General features: G+C 70.7%; 12 protein-coding genes and 1 pseudogene. 12 read left to right on the top strand and 1 reads right to left on the bottom strand.

Annotation, left to right across the window (positions count from 1 at the left end; all coding sequences use genetic code 11):
• The 7 genes and pseudogenes from ON30_RS28790 to ON30_RS28760 all read left to right on the top strand — a co-directional run.
• Positions 1 to 250, top strand: a pseudogene (locus ON30_RS28790) (hypothetical protein); the annotation flags it as partial.
• Positions 247 to 1,050, top strand: a complete 804-nt coding sequence (locus ON30_RS28785) for an amino acid kinase family protein (RefSeq protein ID WP_040712355.1) — start codon at positions 247 to 249, stop codon at positions 1,048 to 1,050. The pseudogene ON30_RS28790 and the gene ON30_RS28785, both read left to right, overlap by 4 nt.
• A gap of 18 nt (positions 1,051 to 1,068) precedes the next feature.
• Complete coding sequence (locus tag ON30_RS28780; RefSeq protein WP_040712353.1) at positions 1,069 to 1,632, top strand: glutamine amidotransferase-related protein; 564 nt, start codon at positions 1,069 to 1,071, stop codon at positions 1,630 to 1,632.
• A gap of 28 nt (positions 1,633 to 1,660) precedes the next feature.
• Positions 1,661 to 2,776 (top strand): Glu/Leu/Phe/Val dehydrogenase dimerization domain-containing protein, encoded by a 1,116-nt coding sequence (locus tag ON30_RS28775; RefSeq protein WP_040712351.1) that lies wholly within the window; start codon positions 1,661 to 1,663, stop codon positions 2,774 to 2,776.
• Positions 2,773 to 4,413, top strand: a complete 1,641-nt coding sequence (locus tag ON30_RS28770; RefSeq protein WP_040712349.1) for an AMP-binding protein — start codon at positions 2,773 to 2,775, stop codon at positions 4,411 to 4,413. Before ON30_RS28775 ends, ON30_RS28770 begins: the two co-directional genes overlap by 4 nt.
• A 13-nt stretch (positions 4,414 to 4,426) precedes the next feature.
• Positions 4,427 to 5,695, top strand: coding sequence for a pyridoxal phosphate-dependent aminotransferase (locus ON30_RS28765; RefSeq protein ID WP_245554265.1), 1,269 nt, complete (start codon positions 4,427 to 4,429; stop codon positions 5,693 to 5,695).
• 64 nt (positions 5,696 to 5,759) lie between these two features.
• The gene (locus ON30_RS28760; protein WP_051030102.1) at positions 5,760 to 6,722 is read left to right on the top strand and encodes a fumarylacetoacetate (FAA) hydrolase; all 963 of its coding nucleotides are present in this window, start codon (positions 5,760 to 5,762) and stop codon (positions 6,720 to 6,722) included.
• Here ON30_RS28760 and ON30_RS28755 read toward each other — a convergent pair.
• Positions 6,703 to 7,086, bottom strand: coding sequence for a MerR family transcriptional regulator (locus tag ON30_RS28755; protein ID WP_040712347.1), 384 nt, complete (start codon positions 7,084 to 7,086; stop codon positions 6,703 to 6,705). The genes ON30_RS28760 and ON30_RS28755 overlap by 20 nt on opposite strands.
• A 147-nt stretch (positions 7,087 to 7,233) precedes the next feature.
• Here ON30_RS28755 and ON30_RS28750 point away from each other — a divergent pair, with 147 nt between their 5' ends.
• The 5 genes from ON30_RS28750 to ON30_RS28730 all read left to right on the top strand — a co-directional run.
• Positions 7,234 to 8,388: an MFS transporter gene (locus ON30_RS28750; protein ID WP_218006322.1), complete on the top strand. Its 1,155-nt coding sequence runs from the start codon at positions 7,234 to 7,236 to the stop codon at positions 8,386 to 8,388.
• 54 nt (positions 8,389 to 8,442) lie between these two features.
• Positions 8,443 to 9,399: a hypothetical protein gene (locus ON30_RS28745; RefSeq protein WP_157183896.1), complete on the top strand. Its 957-nt coding sequence runs from the start codon at positions 8,443 to 8,445 to the stop codon at positions 9,397 to 9,399.
• Between the two features lie 690 nt (positions 9,400 to 10,089).
• Complete coding sequence (locus ON30_RS28740; RefSeq protein ID WP_051030100.1) at positions 10,090 to 10,809, top strand: response regulator transcription factor; 720 nt, start codon at positions 10,090 to 10,092, stop codon at positions 10,807 to 10,809.
• A gap of 223 nt (positions 10,810 to 11,032) precedes the next feature.
• Positions 11,033 to 11,530 carry an MTB12 C-terminal domain-containing protein gene (locus ON30_RS28735; protein ID WP_245554264.1) on the top strand — a complete coding sequence of 166 codons (498 nt, stop codon included), beginning with the start codon at positions 11,033 to 11,035 and terminating at the stop codon, positions 11,528 to 11,530.
• A 106-nt stretch (positions 11,531 to 11,636) separates the two neighbouring features.
• Positions 11,637 to 11,782, top strand: a 146-nt coding sequence (locus ON30_RS28730; protein WP_040712343.1) for an ATP-binding cassette domain-containing protein, incomplete at its 3' end; no start/stop codon positions are given.

The raw sequence follows: 11,782 nt of genomic DNA, 5'->3' as shown, positions 1-11,782 counted from the left end.
GCACCGGTTCGTGCGGGTGCGCAGGCACACCGAGACGCTGATCCCGGTGCCCGATCCGCAGGCCGTGCTCGGGTCGAACTTCTGCGACGTGACCGTCCTGAAGGACGAGGACGGCGGGCGGCTGGTCGTGCTGGCCGCGCTGGACAACTTGGTGAAAGGCGCCGCCGGACAGGCGGTGCAGGCGATGAACCTCCGATTCGGGCTCCCCGAGGAGAGCGGGTTGACCATGCAACCGGTGATGCCGGCATGACCGCGCCGACGACGACCGCGCCGCCGATCGTGGTGAAACTCGGCGGCAGTTGCTTCGACGATCTGGACGGCGCCTGGTGGGACGATCTGGCCGGGCACGGGCAGCACACCCCGCTGGTGTTGGTGCACGGCTGGTCCAAGGCGCTGCGCGAACTCGGTGAACGCACCGCCCGGCCGCCGACGATCCTGCGCGACCGCTACGGCAACCAGAGTCGCTGGACCACACCGGAAGTCCTCGACGACATCAAGGCGGTCAGCGGCGAACTGGCCGCCGACGTGTTCGCCCGGTTGCAGACCCGCGGCATCGCCGTGCGGCGGTTGCTCGGCAGCGAGGGGCTGTGCCGGGCGGGCGCGGGCGAGCGCTGGTGGTGGCAGAACAAGCAACTGGTCGAACTGGACAACCTGGTCGGCCCGATCACCGGGGTCGATCCCGCGCCGCTGCGGGATCTGGCCCCGCGCCAGGCCGCGTTGGTCACCCCCTTGGCCCGCAACGCGGCGGGGCAGGAGGTCAACACCGACGCCGACCGGGCCGCCGCCGCGGTCTCGGCCGCGCTCGGCGCGACCGATCTGGTGCTGGTCACCGACGTCGAGCACCTGCTCATCGACGGCGAACCGGTGCGCTGGGTCACCGCGGGCGAGGCCGCGCAGTTCCGCGACCGGGGCGCGACCGGCGGGATGCGCAAGAAACTGCGGGCCGCCTGCGAGGCGATCGAGCAGGGCGTGGGCCGCGTGATCATCGGCAGCGCACCCGTTTCCGAACTGATCGCGGGCCGCACCGGCACCGTGATCACCCGAACGTGAAGGTCAGGAGCATCCGCCATGGCTCGCTCGCGAGTACTCGTCGTGAACAACGGAACCCTGTCGCTGCCGCAGTTGCGCGGCCGGTTCGAGGAACTCGGCTCCGACACCGACGCCGTCCCCGCGGCGTCGGTCCCCGCCCGCGTCGACGGCCGCTACCAGGCGATCGTATTGAGCGGCACCAAGGTTCGCGCCTACGACAGCGACTACTACGCCCCGCTGATCGACCTGGTTACCACCACCTCGGTCCCGGTGTTCGGCATCTGCGGGGGCATGCAGATCATCGCGGTGGCGGCGGGCGCGCGACTGATCGACGGCCCGTCGCGGGTCGGCGGCCACGACGCGACGGTGGACACCGCCGAACCGCTGTTCGAGCACGTCGGTTCGACGGTGACCGTCTTCCATCGCCACACCCTCTACGTGCGGGAAGCGCCGCCCGGCTTCCGGGCCATCGGACACTCCGCGCACGCGTCGGTGGAATTCCTGCGCTCCGAGGACGGCCGGATCCACGGCGCGCAGGCGCACCTGGAATTCCGGCGCGACGGTCTGGAGATCCTGCGCGGATTCGCCGACCTCTACCAGTGATCCCTCCCCAGAGAACGAGGAAACGGTCATGACCGACATCGACAATCGGAAACCCGCGTTCACGGTCCATCTCCACGGCAGCGGCGGCCCGCTGACCGGCTGGGTGGTCGTCGACTCGCTCTACGACGGCCTGGCCATGGGCGGGGTCAGGATGACGCCCACCGTCAGCGAGGAGGAGGTCGCGGGCCTGGCCCGCGACATGACCCACAAGTTCATCCTCGCGGGCCTGCCCATCGGCGGGGCCAAGGGCGGCATCGTCGCCGAGGGCGGCGACCGGGAGCAGACCTTCCGCACCTTCGGCCGCACCGTGAAACCGTTGCTGCACGGCGGAATCCACCTCGGTATCGACATGGGCGTCACCCCGGCCGACCGCGCGGTGTTCTTCGCCGAGGCCGGCTACGATCCGCGCTACCGGCCCGGCGTGGCCGATATGCCGATCGACTGGCGCACCTACTACGAACCGCTGATCGACTGCACCGGGCACGGTGTGGGCGTCGCCGCGGTCACCGCGCTCGAGGCCACGGGCCGGACCACGGCGGCGCGCGTGGTCGTCCAGGGGTTCGGCGCGGTGGGCAAGGCGGTGGCCCAGTTCCTCGAGGACCGCGGCCACCTCGTCGTCGGCGTGGCCGATGTCGAGGGCACCATCAGCGCGGATCGGCTCCCGGTGCGCGAATTGCTGTCGATCACCGACAATTTCGGCTCGATCGACCGCACCCGCCTGCCGCAGGGCGTGACCGTCTCCGCCGAACCGGACGCCTGGCTCGACGTCGACGCCGACATCCTGGTCCTCGCGGCGCAGAAGCACGCGCTGCACACCGGCAACGTGCACCGGTTGCGCGCCGCGCTGGTGGTCGAGGGCGGCAACATCAGCTCCACCGACGACGCCCGCGACAAGGCCCGCGCGGCGGGAACCACGTTGGTGCCCGGCGTGATCGCGAATATCGGCGGGGCCGGGTCGGCCGCGCTGGCGGTCACCCGGGTGGTGCCGTTCGACCTCGCGGCCGAGGCGCGCAAGGCGTGGGTGTTCGACTGGATCGCCGACCGGGTGCGGGCCAACACCCGCGACCTGCTCGCCATCGCCGCCGCCGAACCGGGCGACCCGCTGACGGTCCTGCTCGACCTCCGTCGCGGAGAACGGCGATGACCACCGTCCTGCCGGTCGCGGATCTGCCCGCCGCGACCGGCCCCGACGGCCCCGAGCAGTATCGGGCGCGTGGCTGGTGGCGCGAGACCGGCTTCCTCGACGACCTGCGGCGGTGCGCGCGGGAGCGTCCGCACAAGACCGCCGTGGTGGCCCGACGTCTGCGCGAGGCGCGCGCCGACACCCTCACCTACGCCGAGATCGCCCGGCTGACCGACCGATTCGCCGGCGCGCTGGTCGATCTCGGGGTGGGGCGCGGCGAAGTGGTGGCCGTTCAGGCGCCCAACCGCTGGGAGATCGTGCCGCTGCTGTTCGCCTGCCTGAAGGCGGGCGCGGTGCTGTGCCCGATCGCCCCCGGTTGTCCGCCCGAGGAACTGCGGCACCGGTTGGCGCTCACCGAGGCGGTCGCCCTGGTGACCGTGCCGTCCGCCGATCTCGGCGCGGTCGCCGACCTGCGCGCGGACCTGCCCGCGCTACGTCACGTGCTGACCCTGGGGGAGGGGACGACCCCGCCGGGCGCGCTCGACTTCCACGCGCGTTTCGTCGCGACCGCCCGGGAGGAGCGCGAGAGCGCGGCCGGGCGCGAACTCGGTGCCGACGAACCGTTCGTGGTGCTGTTCACCTCGGGGACCACCGGGGAGTCCAAAGGCGTTCTGCACAGCCAGAACACCGTCTACGCGGCGATCCGCGGGTACGTCGACGTCCTCGGCCTCGGCGCGGATCTGGTGGCCGCGCTGACCACGCCGCTGATCCACTACTCCGGATTCGGACAGGGCATCCTGGTCGGCGTTCTGCTCGGGGCGACCGTGCTGTTCCAGGACCACACCGACAACCCGCGCCTGCTCGACCTGATCGAGAGCCACCGGGCCACGTTGCTCTACGGGCCGCCGCCGACCATCGGCGAGGTGCTGGCCGCCCAGCGCGCGACGCCGCGCGCGATCGACTCGCTGCGGCAGGTCGTGGTCGGCGCGGCGCCGGTACTGGCCGATCTGGTCACGGAGGTGCGCGAAACGCTCGGCGCGGCGACGCATTCGATCTGGGGCATGTCGGAGTTCGGGCCGATCACCGTCACCCGACTCGACTACGACCCGGACTGGGCAGCGCACAGCCACGGCGCGCCGATCGGCGCGACGCGACTGCGGCTCGAGACCGAGGCCGCCGACGGCGACACCGGCCGTCTGCTGGTGCGCGGCGCTTCGCGGGCGCTGGGCTACTACCGACGCGAGGCGGTCTTCGACGCGCAGATCACGCCCGAGGGCTGGTTCGAGACCGGCGACGTGGCGCGCGCGGACGGGCGCGGCGGCGTGCGGATCCTGGGCCGTGCCAAGGATGCCGTCGTCCGCGACGGGATCGTCGCGCCGATGGCCGAGATCGAGGCGGTGCTCGGGCGGCACCCGTCGATCCGCGACGCCGCGCTGGTCGGGCTCGACGATCCCGACGGGCCGCGAATCCTCGTGGTGCTCGTGCCCGCCGACGGGGAGTCCCCGACGCTCGCGCAGGTGCGCGCGCACCTGCTGGCGGCGGGACAGGACGAGCGCTTCCTGCCCGACCGCGTGGAACAACTGCCCGCACTGCCCAAGACCTTGACCGGGAAGGTGCGCAAAGTCGTGCTGCGCCGACACTTCCAGGCCGGTTCGTGAGAGAGGAGACCTCATGTCCGAACTCGCGCCGGTGACCATGTCGGCCACCCTCGCCGCCGACGAGGCGCTGCGGCAGCGGCGGTTGGCGGGGGAGCGGGTCGTCTCGCTCGCGAGCGGGGAGATCGGCCTGCCGGTGCTGCCGTCGCTGGCACGGCGGCTGGCCGAGGCCGCCGGGCACAACGCCTACGGCCAGGTGCCCGGCAGTCCCGAATTGCGTGACGCCGTCGCGGGTTACTGGCGGCGACGCGGCCTGGACACCGATCCCGACCTGGTGGTAGCCGGACCGGGCAGCAAACCGCTGCTGTTCGCGCTGCTGCTGGCGCTGGGCGGCGACGTGGCGGTGCCGGTGCCGAGCTGGGTCAGCTACGCCGCCCAAGCCCGGCTGGCCGGCGCGCGGCCGCTGCCCGTGCCGATCCGGCCGGGGGAGGGCGGCGTCCCCGATCCGGCGGCCTTGCGCGCGGCGGTGCGGGAGGCGCGGGCGCGGGGACGCGATCCGCGCGTCGTGGTGGTCACGGTGCCCGACAACCCCACCGGCACCCTCGCGAGCGCCGCCACGCTGGCCGAATTGGCGCACGTGGCAAGGGAACTGGACCTGGTGATCGTCTCCGACGAGATCTACGGCGATCTGGTCTTCGACGCCGCGACGCCCGCCGTGTCCCCGGCCCTGTTCGCCCCGGAGCGGACCGTCGTCACCACCGGGATCACCAAGAACCTGGCGCTGGGCGGGTGGCGGCTCGGCGTCGCGCGACTGCCCGAAGTCCCGCCGGGCCGTGACCTTTTTCCCCGGTTGACCGCGATCGCGAGCCAGATCTGGTCGACCGCGGCCGCGCCGGTGCAGGCCGCGGCGGCCTACGCCTTCACCGAACCGCCCGAGGTGCGTGCCCGGGTGGCGGCCTCGCTGCGCCTGCACGAGCGGGTGGTGCGCGCCGTCGCCGACCGGGTCGTCGCCGCGGGCGCCGACCTGGCTCCCGTGCGCGCGACCTGTTACCTCTACCCCGATTTCGCGCCGCTGCGCGCGCGCCTGCACCGGGTGCACGGGATCGACGACGCCGCCGATCTGACCGCCCAGTTGGCCGAGCGGCACGGGATCGGGGTGCTCCCTGGTGCGGCCTTCGGCGAGGACGCGCGGTCGCTGCGGGTGCGTCTGGCGACCGGACGGCTCTACGGCGAGTCCGACGCCGAACGCGCCGCCGTCCTGGCCGCGCCCGACCCGCTGACGACGCCCTCGGTGCGCGCGGCGCTCGACCGCGTCGAGGCCGCCTTGGCCGATCTCGCCGGCTGAGCGCCCGCCCAGCCGCTCCCGCGGACCGGATCGCCCGGACGCGTTCTCCCCGAAAGGAATCGCCATGTCCGTCCTCTTCGAAGTCGAGTACGAGCGGCAGCGCCACGTCGGACTCGGTCTGCCCGTGCCCGGTCGGCCGCACACCCTGTACCGGGTGGACGACGGCGCGGCGGCCGCCGCGGTGATCGCGGGCGGGTCCGCGCTGTCGGACCTGCTCGCCGCCGCCGAGCGTCGCGAGGTCGACCTCGACGGCCCCGACGTGCGCTACCTGCCGCCGCTGCTGCCGAGGGCGACCAACAACGCGCTGGTCAACGGTTTCATGGGCACGCACCGGACCAAATTCGACCACGCGCCCGCCCCGGATCAGGAATTCGTCGCGCCGAACTACTACCAGAAGGGTTTCGGGTCCTGGCTGAAACTGCCCGGGGAGGCGCTGGTCACCCCGGCCGAGCCGATCTGGCTGCTCGAGGAACCGGAGGTCGCGCTGGTGTTCGTCAACGACGCGGCGGGCGTTCCGCACTACGCGGGCTACACCTTCGGCAACGATCTCAACGACATCGGCCTGCACCTGGAGAAGCCGTGGGCCTGGACGCCCTACGCGAAACTGTGCGAGACCTCGATCACCCCGTGGCTGTTCCTGGGGCCGCCGCCCACCACGGTCACCGGCCGGGTCACCATCGAGCGAGCCGGCGCGCCCGTGTGGAGCGGTGCGTTCTCCTGCGGGGCGGATTCGCTGTACCACCGGGTGGCCGACACGGCCCGCCACGTGCTGTCCTACCCGCTGCTGCGTCGTCCCGGACTGGTCAACTACCTGCTGTTGGGCGCCGACAAGGCCAGCTACCACGCGGGTTTCCGGATCGAGGACGGCGATCGCCTGGTCCTGGACGTCACCTCGCACGGGGTCGTGCTGGACAATCCGGTCCGCTTCGGCCCCGTCGCGCCCGAGATCCCCTTGACCCCGCCCGCGGTCGCCGACCCGGGCGCGCTCGTCTCGACGAACGGAGGGACTACGACGCCGCTTCCGTGATCTGTCCGCTGTTGTCCACCGCGCGCAGGTATCCGGAGATCGCCTCGCGGCTGCGCAGCAGACATTCGATGCGGTCGGTCATGCGGTCGCGTTCGGCCTCGAGCAGGGCGATGGTCTCCGGTGTCGCGTCGGAGACGTGGATGGCCCGCGGATCGTTGATGCAGGGCAGGATCTGCTTGATGATCCGCGTCGGCAGACCGGAATCCAGCAGCCCCCGCACCTGGAGCACCCGGTTCACGCAGCCCTCCGGATAGTTGCGGTACCCGTTCTGGCATCGCTCGGCCACCAGCAGACCCTGCTCCTCGTAGTAGCGGAGCAGACGTCGCGGTGTGCCGGTTCGCGCGGACAGCTCGCCGATCAGCATATGACCCACCTCATATCCACTGACTTGACACTCACACCAATGTGAAGGTTGGAAGATTCTGCCATGTCCACATCCGAGGTACCTCTCGGCACAGTTTCCGAGAACGACCTGTCCACCAGTTCGGTTCCACCCCAAGATAATCGGAAGTTGCCCCTGTCGCCGCTGCTGGCGCTGGCCACGGCCGCCTTCATCGGAATTCTAACCGAGGCGCTGCCCGCGGGAGTGCTTCCGGAGATGGCGGGCGACCTCAGGGTCAGCGAATCGGCGATGGGCCAGGCGCTGACCGTCTACGCCATCGCCACCGGCATCGCGGCCATTCCGCTGTCCATCGCCACGGCCGCCTGGCGGCGCAAGCACCTGCTGCTGGCGGCGGTGACGATGATCGGCATCGCCAACGTGGTCACCGCGGTGTCCTCGAGTTACCTGCTGACCATGGGCTTCCGTGTCCTGGCCGGCGTCGCCGCCGCCGCGGTGTGGGCCGAACTCGTCGGCTACGCCCGCCGTCTGGCGCCGCCGCACCTGCAAGGCCGCGCCATCGCGTTGACGATGGCGGGCGTGCCGTTGGCGCTGTCGCTCGGCATCCCGTTGGGCACCTTCCTCGGCGGTCTGTTCGGGTGGCGGCTGACCTTCGGTCTGGTGGCCGCGCTCTCGGTCGCGCTGCTGGTGTGGCTGATCGCCACGGTCCCCGACGCGCCGGGGCAGCGCCCCGACGAACATCGCGAACCCATCGTCAAGGCGCTGTTCCTGCCCGGCGTGGCGGCGGTGCTGTTCGTCGTGGCGGCCTACGTGCTGGCGCACAACATCCTCTACACCTACATCGCCACCTTCCTCGACGCCTACGAATTCGACAGTTGGCGCGACATCGTGCTGCTGGTCTTCGGCATCGCCTCGGTGGTCAGCATCTGGATCACCGGCAGCCTCGTCGACCGGAAACTGCGGCAGCTCACCATCGTCAGCGCGGCGCTGTTCCTGGCCGCCGCGGGGCTGCTGGCGGTCCTGGCGGGTAGTTTGCCGGTGATCTTCTTCGCGATGGTGCTCTGGGGTCTGGGCTGGGGCGGCGTCACCACCCTGTTGCAGACCGCGGTCACCGACGCGGGCGGCGATCGGGGGCAGGCGCTGCTGGTCACCACGTGGAACTCGTTCATGGCGGGCGGCGGCGCGGTCGGCGGCCTGCTGCTCGACGGCTTCGGACCCAAGTCCTTCCCGTGGAGTGTGCTGGCGCTGATGATCCCGGTGTTGCTGGTCGTCGTGGTGGCCCAAGCGCACGCGTTCCCGGCGCGCAGGCCGCACCTGGCGGAGTGAAACCTGTTTTATATCATCACATTTCGACATGATGGCGAATGATATGATTCACCGGTGGCTTCCCCTGGACTCGGCGGGCTCAGCGCGTTGCCGCGCGCTGTCCGCCTGGTCGAGGGCGCACTCGAGCAGGCTCGCGGAGACGGGAGCCTCGACGCGCGCGAGCGCGACGAGATCCGCGGCAGACTCGCCGAAGTCATCTCACTGGACGAGCTGGACGAGCTCATCAGGTCGGTGCCTTGCCTAGACGTCGCGTTCTGTCGGTACCCGCACTGCCTGCGACCACGCAGAGCGGGTACCGGCAGTGGAAAGCCGCCGGCCTACTGCCTGGACGGGGTCGACGAGCAGGGACGTCCGCACACCGCCGCCACCGCCCACCGGCGCCGCCACCGTGCACAGGCTGCGCCGGTGGGCCACGCGCGTGAGGGCGGACCCGGCGGAGATCGTCCGTATTCCGTCGCCAAAGCGGCGGTATCCCTCCAGATGGAGGAATTGCTGCGGGCCTTCGACGGTCTCGCGGCCAAGATCTCGGTGCTGGAGTCGACCTATCGCAGTCTCGGTGACACCGAGATCCACGAGGCCGAGATGGAATCGGTGCGCGTGCAGGCCTACCACCATCTCATGCAAGCCGAATCGGCGAAATTGGCCGCCGAGCGCGAGGCCCGGGAATTGCGCGAGGCCGCGCGACAACTCGCGCTGCGCCTCGAGGAGGCCGACGCCGCGGCCGAGCAGAACGCCCTCGCCGCCGACACCGCCGCCGCGGAGCGCGACAGCGCCCGCGAGCGCGCGCGGCGCGCGGAGGCCGAGTCCGCCGCGACCCTCGAACACGCCAGGGCGGTGGCCGAATGGTTGGTCGCCGAAGCCCGCTACGCCGGATCGCCCGTCGAGACCCGCCATGCCGAGGCGCCGCCCGGCGACCGACGGCCCGGCCGTGATCCCGCGGACACCCCGATCACCGCGCGCCGTGGTGTGCGCGGGGGGCGCGCGCGGCCCCGCAGGCAACCGCGCGCCTGAGCGAATCCCGGTGTGCCGCGCCGGATGACCGCGGTCCGCCCGTGTGCTCTCACGAAAATCCGCTTCCGCGCGGGGAATAAACGCGCCGATGGGCCGTCGCGGTATTCGCGCCGCGAAATCGGAGAAATTCAAACCGTTGACAATCGCGAAATTCTCGCTATCCGGAACAGGATCGATCGTTTCGGTACGTCAATCGGAAATTAATGACAGGCGAAGAATCCGCAGATCGGCCGTCGGCGCGCGCGTTCGGGCGTAGGTCGTGCGGATGACGGTTCCGCGCACCCTCGACTTTTCCGGTCACTGTCGCAGTGAAGCCGCTGGCCTGATGAGGACGTCTCAGCGTGGCCGGAACCGGGGTGTGCGGGTACCCGGCACGGCGGTGAGTAATCACGGCAACCGTCTCGAGCAGGCACAACAGTCTTCCGAGGTCCGCCGAGTGGTGGAAAAAATAAGCTGGAGTCCACGTCAGGTATCAAGCGATTACAACAAACCGACCGGATCGCTATGCCCGGCGAATTCCGAGCGTTGGCGGTGTGGCCGCTGACGCGCGGGGTCGGATCGGCGGGAATGGCTTCGAATCCGAATTGCCGGTATGTGATTTCGCTCGCGATACGGATAGGCTCCCTGACGGGGTGGGAGTTCCCGGTCGAAACAATGGCGTTGCGTCCTGTTCGAGACGGTGGTGATCAGATGACGGTCCATGTACTGGTGGTCGCGGGCGACACGGCGGCGGCCGAATCCCGGGTACGCGAACTGCGGCGTCGCGGATACCGGGCGGGGTGTGCGGGCACGGGGACGGAGGCGATGGCCGTGCACCGGCAGGCGGATCTGGTGCTGCTCGACCTCGAACTCCCCGACGTCGACGGCCTCGAGATCTGCCGGGCGATCCGGGCGGCGGGGCCGACGCCGATCATCGCCGTCACCGCGCAGGACGCCGAACTGGATCGCGTACTCGCCTTGCAGGCGGGCGCCGACGACTGCGTCCCGGTCTCCTGCGGCGAGCGCGAGATGCTGGCCAGGATCGCGGCGCTGCTGCGACGCGCCTATCCGCCCACGCGGCAGGCGAACTCCTTCGCCATCGGCCCCCTGGTGATCGACGGCCGACGGCACGAGGTGCATCTGGACGGGAAACCGGTCGGCCTGACCACCAAGGAGTTCGAGTTGCTGCTGGCCCTGGCGACCACACCGGACACCGTCCTGACCCGCAAGGAGTTGATGTCGCGGGTGTGGGACACCGAATGGGCGACCTCGAGTCGGACCCTCGACACCCACGTGCGCGCGCTGCGCGCGAAACTCGGGGCCAATTCGTGGGTCATCACGGTGCGCGGGGTCGGGTACCGGCTGGGCCGCGGCCCGGCCGTGCGGGCCGGTCGGGCGGCGGCGATGGCGCCGACGATGGAAATCGCCTGAGAGTCGTTCCGGCACAGCGAGGCTGGTATATCCGACAAATCGGACTACGTCCGATTCGGGGCCATCGGGGTAGCAAATCGTGAACTTAGGTTTGACTCACCTAACTCTCGCGGCTATCGTGACACTCGCCCGAGGCAGGTTCACCTGCGACGACGCCCCGGGCGGCGGCCGGAACGCGTGACCCACTGGGGCACAGCGCTTCCGCCGCGCAACCCCTGGGCCAATGAAGAAGGGTGCCATGCTCAAGGTCATCAAGATCGCCACCGCCGCGCTGTTCGCCGCCGTACTCGGATTCGGTGTGGCGGGCCCCGCCGCCGCCGACGTCTCGATCCGCGACGGCCGCGCGGCCGACCTCTACGTCAGCGCCGCGGTGCCCAGCCTCGACCAGCTCGAACGGCAGTTCGCCGCCTTCTGGAACCCCAACATCTCCCTCGATCCCAAGGTCGAGGTCAGCTACAACGGCCCCGGCGCGCGCCCCGCGCTGGAGAAGGTCATGCAGAGCAGTCGGACCATGGACTTCTTCTCCATCCAGGGCCGCGCCATCGGACCGGTCAACGTCAACGGCGACCGGCTCTCGGTGACGGTCAACGGTGTGATCGCCGGCTTCCCGGCCCAGACCACCAACTACTACTTCATCCGCGACGCCGGCCTGTGGAAGTACGACTGGAAGGCCACCTGCGCCGACCTCGGCTGCCAGGGCAACCCGGACTTCGGTTATTGAGCGATCCTCGCCGGACCGGAGTGGTCCCCGCCCGCGCGGGGGTCACTCCGGTCGCGCGTCGTCCCCGAGAGGTTTCCGCGTCCGCCATGTCTGTACAGGACTTCCCATGATCACCGTGCACGGCCTCACCAAGCGATTCGGTGAGAACCTCGCCGTCTCCGACGTCGAGTTCCGGGCTCCCGACGGGGCCATCACCTACTTGCTCGGGCCCAACGGCGCGGGCAAGACGACGGTCATGCGAATGATCGCGGG

It is taken from the genome of Nocardia takedensis NBRC 100417 (assembly GCF_000308695.1).
GTDB lineage: Bacteria > Actinomycetota > Actinomycetes > Mycobacteriales > Mycobacteriaceae > Nocardia > Nocardia takedensis.
Note: the sequence above shows the minus strand (reverse complement) of the source record. Positions and strands in the feature narration are given on the sequence as shown.